The organism is Streptomyces sp. JJ66 (genome assembly GCF_019303495.1).
Lineage (GTDB): Bacteria > Actinomycetota > Actinomycetes > Streptomycetales > Streptomycetaceae > Streptomyces.
Genome location: NZ_JAEVFI010000015.1, coordinates 25,206 through 44,551, shown reverse-complemented (window position 1 = coordinate 44,551; position 19,346 = coordinate 25,206). Strand labels below are relative to the sequence as shown.

At 73.4% G+C, this 19,346-nt stretch carries 18 protein-coding genes and 1 pseudogene; 5 read left to right on the top strand and 14 right to left on the bottom strand.

The features are described 5' to 3' along the window. Window positions 1-19 precede the first annotated feature (19 nt). On the top strand, window positions 20-880 hold the full coding sequence (folP, locus tag JJV70_RS12665) for a dihydropteroate synthase (RefSeq protein WP_219047973.1): 861 nt from the start codon (window positions 20-22) through the stop codon (window positions 878-880). Window positions 881-931: 51 nt separating this feature from the next. Here the strand turns inward: folP and JJV70_RS12660 are convergent, their stop codons facing one another. Next, window positions 932-1,741 (bottom strand): TIGR00730 family Rossman fold protein, encoded by an 810-nt coding sequence (locus JJV70_RS12660; RefSeq protein WP_219047972.1) that lies wholly within the window; start codon window positions 1,739-1,741, stop codon window positions 932-934. Window positions 1,742-1,915: 174 nt separating this feature from the next. Continuing rightward, the gene (dapE, locus tag JJV70_RS12655; protein WP_219047971.1) at window positions 1,916-2,995 is read right to left on the bottom strand and encodes a succinyl-diaminopimelate desuccinylase; all 1,080 of its coding nucleotides are present in this window, start codon (window positions 2,993-2,995) and stop codon (window positions 1,916-1,918) included. A 38-nt stretch (window positions 2,996-3,033) separates the two neighbouring features. Between dapE and JJV70_RS12650 the strand changes: the two genes are divergently transcribed. Both JJV70_RS12650 and JJV70_RS12645 read left to right on the top strand, forming a co-directional pair. Further along, entirely contained in the window at window positions 3,034-3,990 is a 957-nt protein-coding gene (locus tag JJV70_RS12650; RefSeq protein ID WP_219047970.1) for a hypothetical protein, read from the top strand. 389 nt (window positions 3,991-4,379) lie between these two features. Further along, window positions 4,380-4,826, top strand: coding sequence for an ATP-binding protein (locus JJV70_RS12645; protein WP_219047969.1), 447 nt, complete (start codon window positions 4,380-4,382; stop codon window positions 4,824-4,826). 182 nt (window positions 4,827-5,008) lie between these two features. On the opposite strand, the gene dapC is transcribed toward JJV70_RS12645, so the two are convergent. Both dapC and fdxA read right to left on the bottom strand, forming a co-directional pair. After that, window positions 5,009-6,103 carry a succinyldiaminopimelate transaminase gene (gene dapC / locus JJV70_RS12640; RefSeq protein ID WP_219047968.1) on the bottom strand — a complete coding sequence of 365 codons (1,095 nt, stop codon included), beginning with the start codon at window positions 6,101-6,103 and terminating at the stop codon, window positions 5,009-5,011. A 256-nt stretch (window positions 6,104-6,359) separates the two neighbouring features. Further along, window positions 6,360-6,686 carry a ferredoxin gene (gene fdxA / locus JJV70_RS12635; RefSeq protein ID WP_219047967.1) on the bottom strand — a complete coding sequence of 109 codons (327 nt, stop codon included), beginning with the start codon at window positions 6,684-6,686 and terminating at the stop codon, window positions 6,360-6,362. Window positions 6,687-6,799: 113 nt separating this feature from the next. On the opposite strand from fdxA, the gene JJV70_RS12630 reads away from it, so the two are divergent. Both JJV70_RS12630 and JJV70_RS12625 read left to right on the top strand, forming a co-directional pair. Then, on the top strand, window positions 6,800-7,822 hold the full coding sequence (locus tag JJV70_RS12630; RefSeq protein ID WP_219047966.1) for a GNAT family N-acetyltransferase: 1,023 nt from the start codon (window positions 6,800-6,802) through the stop codon (window positions 7,820-7,822). A 13-nt stretch (window positions 7,823-7,835) separates the two neighbouring features. Continuing rightward, the gene (locus tag JJV70_RS12625; protein ID WP_219047965.1) at window positions 7,836-8,894 is read left to right on the top strand and encodes a transglutaminase-like domain-containing protein; all 1,059 of its coding nucleotides are present in this window, start codon (window positions 7,836-7,838) and stop codon (window positions 8,892-8,894) included. 69 nt (window positions 8,895-8,963) lie between these two features. Here JJV70_RS12625 and JJV70_RS12620 read toward each other — a convergent pair whose 3' ends face one another. From JJV70_RS12620 to JJV70_RS22740, 10 genes and pseudogenes are all read right to left on the bottom strand, one after another. Next, entirely contained in the window at window positions 8,964-10,829 is a 1,866-nt protein-coding gene (locus JJV70_RS12620) for a peptidoglycan binding domain-containing protein (RefSeq protein ID WP_257573846.1), read from the bottom strand. A 77-nt stretch (window positions 10,830-10,906) separates the two neighbouring features. Then, window positions 10,907-11,290 (bottom strand): DUF6113 family protein, encoded by a 384-nt coding sequence (locus tag JJV70_RS12615; RefSeq protein WP_219047964.1) that lies wholly within the window; start codon window positions 11,288-11,290, stop codon window positions 10,907-10,909. After that, window positions 11,287-12,168: an N-acetyl-1-D-myo-inositol-2-amino-2-deoxy-alpha-D-glucopyranoside deacetylase gene (mshB, locus tag JJV70_RS12610; protein WP_219047963.1), complete on the bottom strand. Its 882-nt coding sequence runs from the start codon at window positions 12,166-12,168 to the stop codon at window positions 11,287-11,289. The genes JJV70_RS12615 and mshB overlap by 4 nt, the downstream gene beginning before the upstream one ends. Window positions 12,169-12,204: 36 nt before the next feature. After that, window positions 12,205-12,399, bottom strand: a complete 195-nt coding sequence (locus JJV70_RS12605) for a hypothetical protein (protein ID WP_219047962.1) — start codon at window positions 12,397-12,399, stop codon at window positions 12,205-12,207. Window positions 12,400-12,859: 460 nt separating this feature from the next. Continuing rightward, window positions 12,860-13,912, bottom strand: coding sequence for an ABC transporter ATP-binding protein (locus JJV70_RS12600; RefSeq protein ID WP_219047961.1), 1,053 nt, complete (start codon window positions 13,910-13,912; stop codon window positions 12,860-12,862). After that, window positions 13,905-14,851 (bottom strand): annotated as a pseudogene (locus tag JJV70_RS12595) (ABC transporter ATP-binding protein). The gene JJV70_RS12600 and the pseudogene JJV70_RS12595 overlap by 8 nt, the downstream one beginning before the upstream one ends. 13 nt (window positions 14,852-14,864) lie before the next feature. Next, window positions 14,865-15,866 carry an ABC transporter permease gene (locus tag JJV70_RS12590; protein ID WP_219047960.1) on the bottom strand — a complete coding sequence of 334 codons (1,002 nt, stop codon included), beginning with the start codon at window positions 15,864-15,866 and terminating at the stop codon, window positions 14,865-14,867. Continuing rightward, window positions 15,859-16,782, bottom strand: a complete 924-nt coding sequence (locus tag JJV70_RS12585) for an ABC transporter permease (RefSeq protein WP_219047959.1) — start codon at window positions 16,780-16,782, stop codon at window positions 15,859-15,861. Before JJV70_RS12585 ends, JJV70_RS12590 begins: the two co-directional genes overlap by 8 nt. A 79-nt stretch (window positions 16,783-16,861) precedes the next feature. Further along, window positions 16,862-18,490, bottom strand: coding sequence for an ABC transporter substrate-binding protein (locus tag JJV70_RS12580; RefSeq protein ID WP_219047958.1), 1,629 nt, complete (start codon window positions 18,488-18,490; stop codon window positions 16,862-16,864). Window positions 18,491-18,791: 301 nt separating this feature from the next. Continuing rightward, on the bottom strand, window positions 18,792-19,346 hold a 555-nt coding region (locus tag JJV70_RS22740; protein WP_257573844.1), incomplete at its 5' end, for an ABC transporter ATP-binding protein.

Below are 19,346 nucleotides of genomic sequence, written 5' to 3'. Positions count from 1 at the left end.
AGCAGAGGGAAGGACGCGCATGCTGCGGCTGGGACGGCGGGAGTTCGGGGACCACGAGCCAGTGATCATGGCGATCGTCAACCGGACGCCGGACTCCTTCTACGACCAGGGCGCCACCTTCCGCGACGAGCCCGCGCTCGCCCGCGTGGAGCAGGCGGTGGCCGAGGGCGCGGCGATCATCGACATAGGCGGGGTCAAGGCCGGACCGGGCGAGGAGGTCACGGCCACGGAGGAGATCCGGCGCACCGTGTCCTTCGTCGCCGAGGTGCGCCGCCAGTACCCGGACGTCGTGATCAGTGTCGATACCTGGCGGCACGAGGTCGGCGAGGCGGTGTGTGCGGCGGGCGCCGACCTGCTGAACGACGCCTGGGGCGGGGTGGACCCGAAGCTGGCGGAGGTGGCCGCGCGGCACGGCGCCGGGCTGGTGTGCACGCACGCGGGCGGCTCCCGGCCGCGCACCCGGCCGCACCGGGTGGCCTACGCCGACGTGATGGCCGACATCCTGCGCACCACGGTCGGGCTCGCCGAGCGGGCCGTGTCGCTCGGGGTGCGCCGGGACGGCGTGCTCATCGACCCGGGGCACGACTTCGGCAAGTCCACCCGCCACTCGCTGGAGGCCACCCGCAGGCTGGCGGAGATGACCGCGACCGGGTGGCCGGTGCTCGTCTCGCTGTCGAACAAGGACTTCGTCGGGGAGACGCTCGACCGTCCGGTAAAGGACCGGCTCGTCGGCACCCTCGCCACCACCGCCGTCTCGGCCTGGCTCGGCGCCCGGGTATACCGGGTGCACGAGGTGGCCGAGACCCGGCAGGTGCTGGACATGGTGGCCTCGATCGCCGGGCACCGCCCTCCGGCAGTCGCCCGCCGGGGTCTGGCCTGACCCGCCCGGTGGCCGCGAGCGCGGTCGCGGGCGGTGTCCCCGGGCCGCCGCTCACTTGGTGAGCAGCTGCACGACCTCCTCGACGTCGTCGGTGAGGCTGATCAGGTCCAGGTCGCCGGGCGAGACCTTGCCCTCGCCCGCCACGGTGCCGCGCAGCCAGCCGAGCAGGCCCTCCCAGTACGCCGAGCCGTACAGCACGATCGGGAACCGGGTCACCTTGCCCGTCTGGACGAGGGTGATGGCCTCGAACAGCTCGTCCAGCGTGCCCATGCCGCCGGGCAGGACGACGAAGCCCTGCGAGTACTTCACGAAGCAGGTCTTGCGCACGAAGAAGTAGCGGAAGTTGACGCCGAGGTCCACGTACGGGTTCAGGCCCTGCTCGAAGGGCAGCTCGATGCCCAGCCCGACGGACGTGCCGCCCGCCTCCAGGGCGCCCCGGTTGGCGGCCTCCATCGTGCCTGGTCCCCCGCCGGTGATCACCGCGAACCCGGCCTCGGCCAGTTCCCGGCCGATGGCCAGGGCCGCCGCGTACTCCGGGGAGCCCTCAACGGAGCGGGCCGAGCCGAACACGCTGATGCCGGGACCGATTTCGGCGAGTGCGCCGAAACCCTCGACGAACTCGGACTGGATGCGCAGCACGCGCCAGGGGTCCTGGTGGATGAAGTCGCCCGGCCCCCGGGATTCCAGCAGGCGCTGGTCCGTCGTCCCGGCGAGCGTCTGGCCGCGTCGGCGGACCACGGGGCCCAGGTGCTGTTCGCGGGTCTCGCGAGCCCGGGCGGCGTCCCGGCCGGTCCTCACTTCCTCCTGCGGACCGGGCGTCTGGCCCGGCTGCGGGCCGCGGTCCTGGGCTGCGCTGCTCATGTGATGCTCCCTTACGGCTGCGATCTGTGCGCCAGCGTACGGCGCGGCGCTGACCGGAAACCGAACATGCCCGTGAACTCCGGGCGGCTCGGCCCTGGCCCTCCGCCGTCTTCCGGCCGGGGACGCCTGCTGCCCGGCATTCCACGCGGCGGAGACGGGGCGGGCGCCCAGGCCCTACGCCGTCAGCCAGGCGCGCAGGCGGTTCTCGCAGTGGTGGATCAGGGACTCCTCGACGCGTTCGTCCACCTTGTGCGCGAAGTTCGGGTCGCCGGGGCCGTAGTTGACGGCCGGGACGCCCAGCGCGCTGAAGCGGGAGACATCGGTCCAGCCGAACTTGGGCTTGGGCGTGCCGCCGACGGCCGTCACGAACGCGGCGGCGGCGGGGTGGGACAGGCCGGGCAGCGCCGCGCCGGAGTGGTCGGTGACGACGAACTCCGCGACGCCGCAGCCGTCGAACACCTCGTGCACGTGGGCGAGGGCGCCTTCCTCGGTGAGGTCGGGCGCGTAGCGGTAGTTGACGGTGACGGCGCACGCGTCGGGGATGACATTGCCCGCGACGCCGCCGGTGATGCCGACGGCGTTCAGCCCCTCCCGGTACTCCAGCCCGTCGATGGTCACCCGGCGCGGCTCGTAGGCGGCCAGCCGGGCCAGGATCGGGGCGGCGTGGTGGATGGCGTTGTCCCCGAGCCAGCCGCGCGCGGAGTGGGAGCGGCGTCCGGTGGTGCGCAGTTCCACCCGCAGCGTGCCCTGGCAGCCGCCCTCCACCTCGCCACTGGAGGGCTCCAGCAGCACCGCGAAGTCCCCCTCCAGCCAGTCGGGGTGGGCGCGGGCGACGTGGCCGAGGCCATTGTGTTCCGCGGCGATCTCCTCCTGGTCGTAAAAGACGAAGGTCAGGTCGCGGTTGGGCTCGGGCACGGTCGCGGCGACGCGCAGCTGGACGGCGACGCCGGACTTCATGTCCGAGGTGCCGCAGCCCCACAGAAAGCCCTCGGCGTCGCGCCGGGAGGGCACGTTGTCCGCGATGGGCACGGTGTCGATGTGCCCGGCCAGCACGACCCGCTCGGAGCGCCCCAGTTCGGTGCGGGCGACGACGTTGTTGCCGTACCGCAGGACCCGCAGGTGCGGCAGTGTGGTGAGCGCCTGCTCGATGGCGTCGGCCAGCGGCTTCTCGTCGCCGCTCACCGAGGGGAAGTCCACGAGCTGGGCGGTGACGTGGGCGGCGTCCTGGTGCAGGTCGAGCGCGTTGGTGGACATGCGGAGAGCCTACCGGGGCGCCCGGATAGGCTGGTGATATGGGCGAGCCGCGCAGGGGAGAAGGGGGCGGGCGGCGGTGGCGGGCCGTCGCCGCCGGTGTGGTGGTGCTGGCGCTGGCCGGCTACCTGGTGGTGCAGTACGTCTCCACTCAGTTCGGGCCGCCCCGGTGCGTCGTACGGGCGCAGGGGGACGGCGAGCGGTACGAGCTGGAGCCGGAGATGGCGCGCAACGCCGCGGCCATCGGGGCCGTCGGCTCCGCGCGCGGCCTGCCAGAGCGGGCGGTGACGATAGCCCTGGCCACCGCGATGCAGGAATCCAGCCTGCGCAACATCGACCATGGCGACCGCGACTCGCTCGGCCTGTTCCAGCAGCGCCCCTCCCAGGGCTGGGGCACCCCGGAGCAGATCATGGACCCGGTCTACGCGGCCGGGAAGTTCTACGAGGGACTGGTCGAGGTGCCGGGCTACACCGACCTGCCGCTGACCGTCGCCGCGCAGGAGGTGCAGCGCAGCGGCTTCCCCGACGCCTACGCCAAGCACGAGCCCCAGGCCGCCCTGTTGACGGCGGCGCTCACCGGCCGGGAAGCCGCCTCGCTCACCTGCACCGGTCTGGGCACGCCCCCGGCCGGGGACCCGGAGCGGGTACGGGCGAAGCTGCGCCACGAGTTCGGTGCGGACCTGCTGGCCGGTGCGGAGGTCAGTGGCGGCCGCAGCGCTCCGGGCGACGGGGACCTGGTCATCCCGGTGCCGGGCGGCGGGAGTTCCCCGGCGGAGGGCGACGCCGCCTCCGGCCGCGCCCCGGACCCGGAGCGGCGCGGCTGGGAGCTGGCGCACTGGTCGCTGGCGAACGCCTCGGAGCTGGGCATCGCGCGGATCGCGTACGGCGGCCGGGTGTGGGAGTCCGAGCGCTCCGGGGATGGCTGGCGGACGGCGCGGGGCACGGCGGCGGACGAGGGCGTACGGCTGACGCTGGTGCGGGAACCGGCCGCCTCGTAGGCGGCGCGGCGGCGCCGAGCGGCCGGCGCCCCAGACCACGGCGGCAGGCGGGGCGGGAGCTGGGTACCTCCAGCGCGGGCACGTCTCGGGCAGGCGTGCGATCAGCCCTCGAAAGGGGCACGCTCATGCGCGTCATGCTGACGCCGCACGGAGGGTACGGGGCGGGCCTCTCAGGCGGCCGGAACCCTTGCGGGCACTGGCCTGCGCGGCCTTGAAGACCCGCACCGCCAGGGGTAATTGACCGGTTTGCCCCATCCATATGATGCGACGCATTACCAATCCTTTACCCGGACCGGCCGCAACCTTCGATGCCGTGGAGGCGATAGGCACGGCGTCCACCGGGCAGCACCCCGGGGTCCCGAACACCACCTCTCCGTCAAAGGAGCATCATGTCCTTCACGCGCCGGATCGCCAAGAGCGCACTGCTGACGGCCGCGGGAGCCGCCTCCGTTGTCGGCGCGGCCGCCGGCTCGGCTCAGGCCGTCCAGCTGCCCGCGTCCGACCTGGGCGGGGTCAGCAACCTGGACGCGGACAGCGTCGGCGAGGGCGTGGACGGCGCCGCTCGCAACGTCACCGAGCTGGCCGGCCAGGCCGGTGGCGAGGCCGTGGAGCAGGCCGTCCCGGCCGCTGGGCGCACGGTGGGCGCACTCGGCAAGGCCACCCTGCCGATGGCCCAGAACACGGCCGGTTCGGTCGCGGGTGAGTCCGGCGCGCTGCTGGGCAAGGCGGTCAGCTCCGTCGGCGAGAACGGCCTGCCGGCCGGCCAGCCGGGCGGCCTCGTCCCCCTCGGCACGGACTCGCTCGGCGGCCCCGTCGCGGGCCTGCCGCTGCTCTAAGGCAGCGCGGGCACCGGATGCGGCTGGCGCGCGGCCCCGCTGACGCCCAGCGGTCCGGCCGGCGCAGGCGGCCAACCGGCACGCCCCGACCGCCCTCCCGCACCCCCCACGGCCAGGCCCGGGAACGTTCGCGTTCCCGGGCCTTCGCCGTGCCCGGGCGGTTGCCCGGCCACGGCGACCCCTTACCGCAGCCGCTGGGCCGCCGCCGCCACCGCCGCGTCCGTCGCGGTGAAGGCCACGCGGACGAAGCGCGCTCCGGCGGGGCCGTAGAAGTCACCGGGGGCGACGAGGATGCCCCGCTCGGCGAGCGCGGCGACGGTCTCCCAGCAGGGCTCGTCCCGGGTGGCCCACAGGTACAGCGACGCCTCGCTGTGCTCGACGCGGAAGCCGTGCCCCTCCAGCGCGGCCCGCAGCACCGCCCGCCGGGCGGCGTAGCGCTCGCGCTGCTCGGCGACGTGCGCGTCATCCCCGAGGGCGGCGACGGTGGCGGCCTGGACGGGCGCGGGCACCATCATCCCGCCGTGCTTGCGGATCGCCAGCAGTTCGCCGAGCACACCCGCGTCCCCGGCGAGGAACGCCGCGCGGTACCCGGCGAGGTTGGAGCGCTTGGACAGCGAGTGGACGGCGACGATCCCCGCGTGGCTGCCGCCGCAGACGTCGGGGTGCAGCACGGAGACGGGGTCGGCCTCCCAGCCCAGCTCCAGGTAGCACTCGTCGCTGAGCAGCAGCACGCCGTGCTCGCGCGCCCAGGCGACGGTGCGGCGCAGCTCGTCCGCGTCCAGCACCCGGCCGGTCGGGTTGGACGGCGAGTTCAGCCACAGCAGCCGCAGCCCCGCCGGGTCCACCTCGCGCGGCTCGTCGTAGGCGACGGGCTCCGCCCCGGCCAGCCGCGCGCCCACCTCGTACGTCGGGTAGGCCAGCCGGGGGAACGCGACCCGGTCGCCGGGCCCGAGCCCCAGCTGTACGGGCAGCCAGGCGACCAGTTCCTTAGAGCCGACGACCGGCAGCACCCCGGGGTGCTCCAGGCCCCGCGCGCCCAGCCGCCGCGCGCACCAGCCGACGAGGGCGTCCCGCAGCTCGGCCGTGCCCCACACGGTGGGGTAGCCGGGGCGGTCGGCGGCGTCGGCCAGCGCGCGCTGGATCACGTCCGGCACGGGATCGACCGGGGTGCCGACGGAGAGGTCCACGAGGCCGCCGGGGTGTGCGGCGGCGGTGGCCTGGTAGGGCTCCAGCCGGTCCCAGGGGAACTGCGGCAGCCGGGAGGACAGGGTCGGCACGTCGATGGCTCACTTTCCTGGGGCCTGCGGGGTCGGGATACGCGTCGGTCCCGCACGGCACACGCCGTACGGGACCGGGACGGGTGTGGCACGCCGGAGTGCACCGGGCGCGCCACAGGCGACCGCCGCGCGGGGCCGCCGTCGGCCTGGGACGGTCAGACGGTGCGGCGGCCGCGCGGGGTGCGCCTAGGGCGGGTTCCGGAAGTAGCGTCGTTCGCCCCCAGCCAGACGGGACTCCCGGAACACGCCCTGGGTGTCACTCGTCGTGCTCCTGCGGCGGCAGCGCGGCGACGACCGGGTGGTCCCGGTCGATCAGGCCGAGCTTGCTGGCGCCGCCGGGCGAGCCGAGCTCGTCGAAGAACTCGACGTTCGCCTTGTAGAAGTCCTGCCACTCCTCCGGGGTGTCGTCCTCGTAGAAGATCGCTTCTACCGGGCACACCGGCTCACAGGCCCCGCAGTCGACGCATTCGTCCGGGTGGATGTACAAGGACCGCTTGCCCTCGTAGATGCAGTCGACGGGGCACTCCTCGATGCACGCCTTGTCCTTCAGGTCGACACAAGGCTGCGCGATGACGTAGGTCACGCTGTCGTTCCTCCTCGGTAGGGCCGTATCGCGCGGGAGCGCGGCGTCGTCGATGCCCACACCTAGTATCGCGGTTCCGGGGCAGCAGCTGAACAAGAGGGTCAGGCAGAGCAGTGGAATTCACCATGAGCGGACGGCTGGAGGTGCGGGTTACCCCCGCCGACGTGGGAAAACGCGTCTCCTTGCGCAGTATGACCGATCCCGGTGACACCGGCGCGCACCTGACGGACACCGTCGGCGTGCTCACATCATGGACAGCCGGAGTGGTGTGCGTCACCCGGAAGAACGGCGTCGCCGTGCGCATCCCCCAGGAGCGGCTGGTGGCCGGCAAGGTGGTGCCGCCCGCCCCGGCCCGCCGCCGCGACCTGCCAGCGGCTTCCTTCACCGAGCTGACCCGGGTGGCCGCCCGCGGCTGGCCCCCGGTGGAGAGCGAACCGCTGGGCGAGTGGACCCTGCGCGCCTCCGGCGGCTTCACCCGGCGCGCGAACTCGGTCCTGGCCCTGGGTGAGCCGGGGCTGCCGCTGGACGCCGCGCTGGAGCACGTCACCGCCTGGTACGCCCGCCGCGCGCTGCCCGCCTACGTGCAGGTCGGCACGGGCGCCGAGGGCGCGGACGAGCTGCTGGCGGCGGCGCTGGCGGAGCGCGGCTGGGTGCGCGAGGTCTCCGCGGAGGTGCGTATCGCCGGGCTCGCTCCCGTGCTGGACGCCGCCGAGGAGGCCGGGTCCGAGGTCGCCGTCCGCCTGGACCGCGCTCCGGGCGCGGCCTGGCTGGGCCGGTACCAGCGGTCCGGCGAACCCGGGCCCGAGGTGCTGCGCGTACTCGGTGGTGGCCCCTCGGTGTGGTTCGCGACCGTGCCGGGAGCGCCCGCCGGGGCCGCGCGCCCTGCCGCCATCGGCCGCTGCGTCGTGGACGGCCGCTGGGCGGGCTTCGCCGCCGTCGAGGTGAACCCGGACCGGCGCCGCCAGGGCCTGGCCCACGCGGTGATGGCCGCGCTCGCCCGGCAGGCGCTCGCCGAGGGCGCGTCCGCCGGCTACCTCCAGGTCGAGCACGACAACGCGGCGGCCCTCGGGCTCTACACCCGCCTGGGGTTCGCCCCGCACCACACCTACCACCACTACCGCGCGCCGCGCGGCTGAGGGAGGGACGCCGATGCCGCACTCCCTGCCGACCCCGGACGACGGTGCCGAGGTGCGCGAGCGGTTCGCCCGGGCCGCGCGCGCGGAGCGGCCCGACCTGGCCCTGCTGTGCCTGCTCATCAGCGCCGCGGGCGGCGAGCAGCCACCGGACGCCACCCGCCCGGCCCCGGACCGCCCCGCGCCCGCGCGGGACGACGCGCGGAACCGGGACGCCGCGCAGGGCCGCGACACCGCGCCGGGCCGGGACGACGCGCAGGGCCGGGGCGACGGGCAGGGCCGGGACGACGGGCACGCGCCGGACGGGGAGGCGCTGCCGCCGGGCGGCCGGATCGACGCGCTGATCGACGCCGCGCAGATCGAACTCGACCGCCTCACCGGTTCGCTTCCCTACGCCCCCCGGCGCACGCCCCGCGAGTGGGCCGACGCACTCGCCGCGCTGCTCGGCACCCGCGAGGGCTTCCACGGCACCGCGGGCGACTACGAACGGCTGGAGTCGTCCCTGCTGAGCGCGGTCCTGCGGCGTCGGCGCGGGCTGCCGATCCTGCTGTCGGTGGTGTGGATCGAGGTGGCCCGCCGGGCGGGCGCGCCGGTGCACGGGGTGGCGCTGCCCGGCCACTTCGTCGTCGGCTTCGGCGACCCGGGCGGTGCGCCCGGCACCGACGGCGCGGAGCACGTGCTGGTCGATCCGTTCAACGGCGGCGATGTGCTGTCCGCCGAGGACGCCTCAGCATTCGTGGCGTCAGCCACGGGCACGCCGCTGACCCCGGCCATGCTGCGGGCCGCCGATCCGCTCGACGTCGTACTGCGCGTCCTGGGCAACATCCGGGCCTGGGCCGCGGGCCGCCCCGAGCGCAGCGGCGTGCGGCTGTGGGCGGTGGAACTGTCCCTGCTGCTCCCCCGCCACCCGGCGCAGCTGCGCTACGAGCGGGCGCGTCTGCTGGTGGAACGCGGCGACTTCCGCGCCGGAGCCGACGCGCTGGAGGACTACGCGGCTGTCCTCGCCGGCGTCGAGCCACAGACGGCCGAGTCGATCCGCCACGAGGCCCGCGCCGCCCGCGCCCGCCTGAACTGACCCCCAACCCCGCCCCGCACCCGACGCCTCCTGACGGCAGGACCAACGAACGCGGGGCGGGGGTGGGAGCTAGTTCCCGTTCAGCGGAATGACGGCCACCCGCTGGGCCGGGTCCGTCTCGGTGAGCGCGGTCCGCAGCGCCCCCGCCACGTCCTGCGGCGTCACCGGGGTCTGGCTGCCGTCGCCCCGGGTGACGAGTACCCCGTCGAACGTGCTGCCGTACAGCGACTCCAGCGCCTCCAGGTCGTAGTGGTCTACGAGCGTGCCCTCGCCGCTGGGGCGCATGGACAGGAACTTCGGCAGCGAGCGCTCCGGGCTGAAACTGATCTCCGCCGTGCCCGCGCGCACGGTGACCAGGCCGGACATCGCGGGCCGGGCGAACTCCTCCAGCGCACGCTCGAACTCCGCGTCGCTGACCTGCGGCCCCTGCTCGCTGACCGGGAGGGTGATCGTCGTGTCCTGCCCCGTCGCGGCCCGCTCGCGGTACGCCTCCTCGACGTCCCCGGCGGCCTGCTCCGCGTCGATCCGTTCGGTGGAGCCGCCGCGCCGCACGACGGGTTCGCCGTTTTCGAACGTGATCCCGGCGTCCTCGGCGGCGGCGCCGGAGTCACCGGCCAGGTCAGCGAGGGCGACACGCAGCTTCTCCTCGTCCACGGTGAAGACCGGGTCCGCGGGGTGCTCACCGCCGACCAGCGAGCCGATGACGGCGACCGGGTTGTACTCGCGTCCCGACACCGACTCCACGGTGGCCTCCGGGTCGAAGGAGAGCCCGGCCACGCTGGGCTTCAGCTCGTACGTCTGCCCCTGGGCCTCCAGCGTCAGCGGCGTGGTCACCCGTTCGCCGATCTTCTGCTCCAGCGCGGCGACGGCCTCCTCCCGGCTGTTGCCGCCGATGTCCACGCCGAGCACGGTGGTACCGCCCGGCACATCGGCGTGGTTCAGGAGCAGCCCGGCCCCGTAGGCGATGCCCAGCACGCCCGCGGCGGCCACCCCGAGCAGCACGAGTTTGGAGCGGCCCTTACGGGCGGGCGGCTTGGCGGAGGACGCCGCCTGGGGGCTGACGGGAGCGGGCGGTTCGGGCGCGCTCAGCTCCGGCTCGTCGAAGTACCCCTCGGGGTCCTGCGCGTCGGTGCCGGGCGGCGCGCCGGGGGCGGTGGCCCCGCTGCCACCGCCGGCGGGCGGGGCCAGCACGGGCGGCGGGCCGGGTGGCCGCTGGGCGGCGGCCGCCTGGCGGTCCAGGCGGAACTCGGGGGGCAGCAGCGGCATCTCGCCGGTGCCAGGCCCGGTCGTGGGCCCGGCAGGCGGCACGGCGCCAGGCGCACCCGCCTCCGGCGCCCCCGGATACGGCGGGCCGGGCACCCCCTCCGGCGCGTCGTATCCGGGCGCGGTGGCTCCGGGCACGTCAGCGGTGGGGCCGCCGAAGCCGGGCAGGCTGGGAGGGCCGGGCGTGCGGTCACCGGGAGCGCCGGGGCCGGGCCCGCTCGCGCCCGGTGCCAGGGCGGTGCCGTGGGGCGGCGTACCGAACGGGCCGCCGGGAGCCGGAGGGTGCGCTTCCGCGCCCGGGTACGGGCCGTGCGGCCCCTGCGGCGGCACGGGACCGGCGGCGGGGTCCTGTTCGCCGTCCAGCGGCGGCGAGCTGCTGGGCGGCTTGCGCGGCGCGAACCAGGAGCTGGTCTCCCGCGCGCCTCCGTCCCCGGGGTCGCCCCCGGCGGATGCGGCGGCCTGCTCGCCGGCGCCCTGCTCGCCGGCGGCGGGCTGGGCGGCACCGGCGTCCGGCTGGGCGTCGGACTCGCTCACCGGCTTGCGCATGACGACCGGCGGAATGGGCCGCGATCCGGGGATGTTGATCCGGATACGCGTCGTCAGCGTCGTCTCGGTCTTCGGCTCGTCCGGCTCGTTCCCCGAGGGATACGAGCTGTCAGTTTCACGGCTCAAAACAGGATCTCCCGGTTGGGTGCGCCGCACTCATCGTGCTGAGGGTGGTGCGCGTACGGCTCGCCGGCGGCACTACCTTACTGGGGGCTTCCCCCGGGGTCTGCGGGACGCCGGAATCGCGGCGGCCCGGGCGGCCGCACGGTGGCGCAGACCACGCCGATGATCATGCCGACGTAGAGATAGGCGTAGGTGCTGACCGCGGCCCCGAACAGCAGGTCGCCCTCAGGCCGGGACCACATGATCAGCAGCAGGACGGTCAGGGCCCATGCGACGGCGGGCACGGCGGCCCCGCCCCGCGTGCCGAACAGCAGCGAGCCGCCCACGCACACCGCCGCCGTCCCGGCCAGGGCGAGCAGCAGGCCGCCGGGGAACCACACGGCGTGCACCAGGGCACCGGCGAGCGCGGCGGCCCCGGCGAGCACCGCGAGCAGCAGGAGCCCGGCGAGTCGGGCGGGGTTCACCCGAACACTCCGGCGAAGAGGTCGTCCCCGGCTCCCGGCACGGGAGGGGCGCCCGGGGGCAGGCGGTAGCACTCGACGGTGTGCAGCGGCTGGCCGAGCCCGTTGGACAGCGCGAACCAGTCGCCGTCCACGGTGACCTGGGTGGCGTGCGCGCGCAGGGCGGCGGCCTTCGCGGCGGCGGCGTGCGGCCCGCCGTCGATCCGGACGGCGACCTCGGCGTCGGCCACCACGCCGGGCACGTCGGCGGCGGCGGCGCTGCGCGGGAACGGGTTACCCGCGAACGCCTCGGGGGTGACGGCGGAACGCGGCACGCAGTTCCACAGCACGCGCGCCACCCGGTGCGGCGCGCCCGCGTCGGGGGCGTGGGCGGCGTCGGCGGCCAGTTCGACGGCACGCGTCGCCACGCGGTGGGCCTGGATGTGGTCGGGGTGGCCGTAGCCGCCGTCGGGTCCGTAGGTGACGAGCACCTGGGGCTGCTGCTGCCGGATCACCTCCGCCAGCAGTCCGGCCGCCTCGTCGAGGTCGGCCTGCCAGAAGCACCGCGGACGCCGGTTCTGCTCGGCGCCCATCATGCCGGAGTCGCGGTAGCGCCCGGCGCCGCCGAGGAAGCGGTGGTCGGTGACGCCCAGGGCTTGCATGGCGGCGCGCAGTTCGCCGATGCGGTGGGCGCCGAGGGTGTCCTCGCGGTCCGGAGCCAGGTGGGCGAGGGCGGGCGGGATGACCTCGCCCTCCTCGCCCAGCGTGCAGGTGACGAGCGTGACCTGCGCGCCGTCGGCGGCGTAGGCGGCCATGGTGGCGCCGTTGTTGATCGACTCGTCGTCCGGGTGGGCGTGGACGAGCAGCAGGCGTCGCTCGAAGGGCGGTGCGGGCTCCGTCATGGCACCCGAGCCTACGCGGTGCCGGCCGGGAGCCGGTCAGAAGCTGACGCTGCCCAGCATGTTGGCGACACTCGAGGTGAACTCGCTGATGGTGGGCGCGACCGAGGAGCTGGCGAGGAAGAACCCGAACAGCACGCAGATCACCGCGTGCATGCCCTTCAGTCCTGACTTCTTGATCAGCAAGAAGACGATGATCGCCAGCAGCACCACCGCCGAAATCTCGAGTGCCACGGCGGTTCACCTCCAAGGACTGCGTCGGCCGCCCACGGGAGGGGCGGTCGGGACGGGGAAGGACTCATGCGGATCGGTTGTGGTGGTACCGGGCATACCGGTGTACCGGTGTGCGCGGCACGCCCAGCAGGCCCAACTGCGGCCTATGACACGGGAATAGCACGTACTGCATACCCCCACGCCCATGCCGCGCAACGATCATAGCGACCCCGGGGGACGGCACAGCGCGGTGCACGGGAGCAGACGGGGGCGCACGCCCCACCGAGCGCGGACGGCCCCGGCGCGCGGGTACGGCCCGGCTGCGGCATACCGGAACTCGCGCTCCGTGCACGTCGCCTCCTTCCGCCCGGGATGGCCGCCCCGGGCTGCCAAGCGCCTGCTGCCACCGGGCGCTCTACCCCTTCCCGCCACCCGGCCAAACCACCAGCCACGGCACCCGGACCCGGCTCCGGGCGGGCGGTCAGTGCTGGGCCGGGGTGTCCGGGGCCGTCACCGCGGGGTCGTCCTCGGCGAAGAAGCAGGCGGAGTCGTGGTGGGCGGGGCCTTCGGCGTACCGGTACTCGGCGGGCACGGCCAGCGGCGGGACCTCCAGCGCACACCGCTCCCGCGCCTTCCAGCAGCGGGTGCGGAAGCGGCAGCCGGTGGGCGGGTTGGCCGGGGAGGGCACGTCACCGGTGAGGATGATGCGCTCGCGGCGTCCGGCCAGCTCCGGGTCCGGCACCGGGACGGCGGACAGCAGCGCCTGTGTGTAGGGGTGGGTGGGGTGCTCGTAGATCTCGTGGTCGGTGCCCAGTTCCACGAGCTTGCCCAGGTACATCACGCCGACCCGGTCGGAGATGTGCCGCACCACGGACAGGTCGTGCGCGATGAAGAGGTAGGAGAGCCCGAACTCCGCCTGCAGGCGCTCCATCAGGTTGACCACCTGTGCCTGCACGGAGACGTCGAGCGCGGAGACCGGCTCGTCGGCGACGATGATCTCGGGGTTGAGGGCGAGTCCGCGGGCGATGCCGATGCGCTGGCGCTGGCCGCCGGAGAACTGGTGCGGATACCGGTTGATGTACTCCGGGTTCAGCCCGACGACGTCCAGCAGCTCTTGCACCTTGCGCCGCCGCTCACCCTTCGGGGCCACCTCGGGATGGATGTCGAAGGGCTCACCGATGATGTCACCCACCGTCATGCGCGGGTTGAGCGAGGTGTACGGGTCCTGGAACACCATCTGGATGTTCCGCCGCACCGCCTTCAGCGCCCGCCCCGACAACCGCGTAATGTCCTCACCCTTGTAGAGGATCTGCCCGGACGTCGGCTTTTCCAGGCTGACGAGCAGCTTGGCCACGGTGGACTTGCCACAGCCGGACTCACCCACGATGCCCAGCGTCTCGCCCCGGTGCAGCGTGAAGGAGACGCCGTCCACCGCCCGCACGGCACCGATCTGCCGCTTGAAGACGATGCCCTGGGTGAGCGGGAAGTGCTTGACCAGGTCGCGGACCTCCAGCACCGGCTCGGCGTCAGCCATGCAGCGTCTCCTTCCAGAAGTGGCAGCCGCTGGCGCGCCCCGGGATCGGTGTGCCGCCCGGCTCGGTGACCTCGTACAGCGGCGGTTCCTCGGCCACGCACACGTCGCGGGCGCGCGGGCAGCGCGGGTGGAAGGGGCAGCCGGTGGGGATGCGCAGCAGGTTGGGCGGCAGGCCCTTGATGGCGTAGAGCTCCTGGCCCTTGTGGNCAGCTCGTGCACCGGCGCCGTCTCCACGATCCGCCCCGCGTACATCACCGCGATCTTGTCCGCGACATCCGCCACCACACCCAGGTCATGAGTGATCAGGATCAGACCCATGTGGTACTCGCGCTGCAACTCCGCCAGCAGGTCCATCACCTGCGCCTGCACCGTCACATCCAGCGCCGTCGTCGGCTCATCCGCGATGATCAGATCCGGCTCCAGCGCCAGCGCCATCGCGATCATGATCCGCTGCCGCATACCACCGGAGAACTGGTGCGGATAGTCATTGACCCGTTCCCGGGCCGCCGGAATACGCACCCGCTCCATCAGCTCGACGGCCTTGTCCCGGGCGACCTTGCGGGAGTCACCCCGGTGGACGCGGAACATCTCGGCGAGCTGGTAACCGACGCTGAGCACCGGATTCAGCGCGGACAGCGCGTCCTGGAAGATCATCGCCATCCGGGCGCCGCGCACCTGGCGGCGGGCGTCGGCGGACAGGGTGAGCAGGTCCTCGCCCTGGAAGACGATCTCACCGCCCGCGATGTGGCCCGGCGGAGAGTCGAGGATGCCCATGATGGCCTGCGCCGTCACCGACTTGCCGGAGCCGGACTCGCCGAGGACCGCCAGCGTCTCCCCCGCCGAGACGGAGTAACTGACGCCGTTGACGGCTTTGACCACGCCGTCGCGGGTGCGGAACTCCACGTACAGGTCGCGCACGTCCAGCAGGGCGGCGGGCATGGGCGTCAACTCCTCAGCGCAGCTTGGGATCGAGGGCGTCGCGCAGCGCGTCGCCGAGCATGATGAACGCGAGCACGGTGACGGACAGGGCGGCGGCCGGGTAGAGCAGGATGTGTGGCGCGTTGCGGAACTGCATGCCCTCGGAGGCGTTGGAGATGTCCACGCCCCACGAGACCGTCGGCGGCCGCAGCCCGACGCCGAGGAAGCTGAGCGTCGCCTCCAGCGCGATGTAGGTGCCCAGCGCGATCGTGGCGACGACGATGACGGGGGCGACGGCGTTGGGCAGGATGTGCCGCAGCAGCAGCCGCCGGTGCCCGGCGCCGAGCGCCTGCGCGGCGTGCACGTAGTCGTGCTGCTTGGCGGTGAGGACGGCGCCCCGGGCGATGCGGGAGATCTGCGGCCAGGCCAGCACCGCGATGACGCCCACCACGGGCCAGATGCCCTCGACGTCGATCATCGCCAGGAACACCAGGGCGCCCAGGATGATCGGGATACCGAAGAAGATGTCGGTGACGCGGGAGAGCAGCGCGTCCGCCCCGCCGCCGAAGTACCCGGCCAGCCCGCCGAACAGGGCGCCGAGCAGCGCGACGCCGAGCGTGGCGCAGATGCCGACGGTGACGGAGGCGCGGGCGCCGTAGACGGTGCGGGTGTAGACGTCGCAGCCCTGGGTGTCGAACCCGAACCAGTGGCCGGGTTCGGCGCCGCCCAGCGAGCGGCTGATGCGGCACTCCAGCGGGTCGCCGGTGGCGATGAGCGAAGGCCACAGGGAGATGACGACGAGGAAGCAGATCAGCAGCGAGGAGATCAGGAACACCGGGCGGCGGCGCAGGTCGTGCCAGGCGTCCGACCACAGGCTGCGGGCCGGGGCCTGCTCGGCCGTCCCGGCGCGCTCGCGGTCGTACTCCAGCGTCTCGCCCTCGGCGTTGGCCAGGTCCATGCTGCTGCCCGCCCCGCCGATGACGTGGTCACCCACTTCGGGGCCGCCCGCGGGGCCGTGGGGGCGTCGTTCAGGCATACCGGATCCTCGGGTCGAGCACGGCGTACAGCAGGTCGATGAGCAGGTTGGCGACGAGGAAGATCAGCACGAGGATCGTCACGAACCCGACGACGGTGGGCGAGTTCTGCCGCAGCACGCCCTGGTAGAGCTGGAACCCCACGCCCTGGATGTTGAAGATGCGCTCGGTCACCACCGCCCCGGCCATCAGCGCGCCGATGTCCGTGCCGAGGTAGGTGACCACCGGGATCAGCGAGTTGCGCAGCAGGTGCCGGGTGACGATGCGGCGGCGGCGCAGGCCCTTGGCGACGGCGGTGCGCACGTAGTCGGCCCGCGCGTTCTCCGCCACCGACGTGCGGGTCAGCCGGGTGACGTAGGCGAGGGAGACCAGCGCCAGGATCAGGCCCGGCAGCACCAGTTCGCCCAGCGGCGCCTCCGGGCTGACGGCGGGCGCCGTCCAGCCGAGCCGCACCCCGAAGAGAAACTGGAAGAGCACGCCGGTGACGAACGTGGGGATGGCGATGACCACCAGCGTCAGCAGCAGCACCGAGGAATCCACCCCGCCGCCGCGGCGCAGTCCGGACAGGACGCCGAGCACGATACCGATGACGATCTCGATGACGACGGCCACCAGCATCAGCCGGAAGGAGATGGGAAGCGCGGTGGCCAGCAGGTCCGTCACCGGCCGGCCGTTGAAGGCGGTGCCGAAGTCGCCGGTGACGATGCCGCCCATGTACAGCAGGTATTGCTGCCACAGCGGCTTGTCGAGGTCGAACTCGGCGCGCAGCCGGGCCGCCGTGGCCGGATCGGGGGTGCGGTCACCGAACAGGGCCGCGACGGGGTCGCCCAGCGCGTGCACCATGACGAAGATCAGAAACGTGGTCCCCAGGAACACCGGAACCATCTGAAGCAGACGCCGGATGACGTAGTGGCCCACTGCTACTCCTCCTCGACGGCGGCCCAAACCCGCCCCGCGTCGGCGTCGCACACCGTGCGGGGCGGGACCGGGGAGCGGGTCACTTGACCGTGATCTCGCTGTAGACGGGGACGGAGAACGGGTTCAGCCGGACGTTGTCCACGCGGTCGGAGTAGCCGGCGCTGCCGTTCTGGTACCACAGCGGAATCGCGGGCAGGTCGTCCGCCAGCTGCCGCTCGGCGTCCTGGAACAGCTCCAGCGCCACCCCGGTGTCGTCCGAGGCGTTGGCCTGGTCCACCAGCGAGTCGAACCGGTCGCTGCTGTAGCCGGAGTCGTTGGAGGAGGCGTCGGTGTAGTACAGCGGTTGCAGGAAGTTCTGGATCAGCGGGTAGTCCATCTGCCAGCCCGAGCGGAACATGCCCGTCATGCGGTCGCCGGTGATCTGCTCGCGGTACTCGGCGAACGTGGCGACCGGGTTGACGCGGCAGGCGCTGTTGTCGTCCAGCACGTTGTTGATGCTGTTGCAGGCGGCGTCCATCCACTGCCGGTGGGAGCCGGTGTCCACGTTGGAGGTGAGGGTGATGCTGCCCCCGGGCAGGCCGCCGCCGTCCTCGATCAGCTCCCGGGCCCGCTCCGGATCGTAGGTGCACGCCTCACCGCACAGGCCCTCCTCATAGCCGCCGGACTCGCCGAGCACCGGGGAGGTCCAGTCGGTGGCGGGGGTGCGGGTGTCGCCGTAGATCTGCTGGGTGATCTCCTCGCGGTTGATCGCCATGGAGATGCCGCGCCGCACGGTCGCCGCGTCCTCGCCCTGCCACTCGTCCTGATAGAGCGGGAAGGTGATGGTCTGGATGATGCCCGCGGGCTGGTTGATGTAGCGGCCGTCCAGATCGCGTTCGGCGTTGCGGACCTGGGAGGCGGGGATGTCGTCGGTGACGTCGAGATTGCCGGCCTGGAGGTCGGTGTAGGCGGTGTTGTTCGAGGTGTAGACGCGCAGCTCCACACCCTCGTTCTGCGCCGCGTCCGCACCCTGGTAGTCCTCGTTGCGCGAGAGCGTCATCGACGAGCCCCGGCTGTAGGAGTCCACCTGGTAGGGGCCGTTGCCGACGGGCTGCTCCAGCCACGCCTCGTGGTCGGAGAAGAACGCCTCGGGCAGCGGCGCGTAGGCGATGTAGCCGAGCGTTTCCGGCCACAGCGAGAACGGCTGGGTGAGCGAGACGCGGAAGGTGTAGTCGTCCACCAGCTCCAGGCCCGAGAGGGTGTCGGCCGTGGGCTTGGCGCCCTCCTCGGTGGGGTGCACCTCGTCGTAACCCTCGATGAACTGGAAGAAGTAAGAGCCCACCTGGTTGTTCTCCAGGTTCGCGCCGTAGTTCCAGGCGTCCACGTACGACTCGGCGGTGACCGGGGTGCCGTCGGTGAACTCCCACCCTTCCTGGAGGGTGACGGTGAACGTCTGCTGGTCCTCGGTCTCGATGGACTCCGCCATCGCGTCCCGCGCCTCGCCCGTCTCCGGGTCGTACTCCTTGAGCCCGGTGAAGATCATGTCCAGCACCTTGCCGCCCTGCACCTCGGTGGTGTTGGCCGGCTCCAGCGGGTTCTGCGGGTCACCCCAGGAGGCGCGGACCACGCCGCTCCCGCTCCCGGCCCCGTTCCCGCCGCAGCCCGCGGCGGCCAGGGCGATGGCCGTCACCGCTGCGGTGGCCCAGCCGACCCGTCCGGCTCCACGCATGAGGTGCCTCCCTCGGTCCGTACGTCCCCATCCCGCCCATCCCATCGGCTGCCAGCCACCGGCGCACGCGTGCGCGCCGTGCGGAACGGTTTACCGCCCGTATGCAGGACCCGGAGTGGACTCGGGTTGACGGGCGCCTTCGGCCCGGGAGCGGCGACAGGCCCGCGCCCACGGGGGATGGCTGGCCTCGCGGCCGGGAGGGCACGGGCGCGGAACGCCGCAGAGCGCCACCGGACGGAACCGGCGGCGCTCTGCGGACCAGGAGAGTGCGGTGGATGCCGGGGTGGCACCCACGCGGCGGTTACACGTGCACCACGTTGCGCTCCTCGGCGAAGTGGCAGGCGGACTCGTGGCGGGCACCGGTGTCGCTGTCGGCGAACCGCTGCGGGACGGCCAGCAGCGGCACCTCTTCGGCGCACTTGGCCTCCGCCTTCCAGCACCGGGTGCGGAAGCGGCAGCCCGAGGGCGGGTTGGCCGGGGAGGGCACGTCACCGGTGAGGATGATGCGCTCGCGCTGCGCGCGCGTGGCCGGGTCCGGCTGCGGCACGGCGGACAGCAGCGCCTGCGTGTACGGGTGGGTCGGGTGGTCGTAGATCTCGGTGTCGGTGCCGACCTCGGCCATCTTCCCCAGGTACATCACGCCGACGCGGTCGGAGATGTGTCGCACGATGGATAGGTCGTGCGCGATGAAGAGGTACGACAGCGTGAACTCGCTCTGCAGCTTCTCCATCAGGTTGATCACCTGCGCCTGCACGGAGACGTCGAGCGCGGAGACCGGCTCGTCGCAGATGATGATCTCGGGGTTGAGGGCGAGTCCGCGGGCGATGCCGATGCGCTGGCGCTGGCCGCCGGAGAA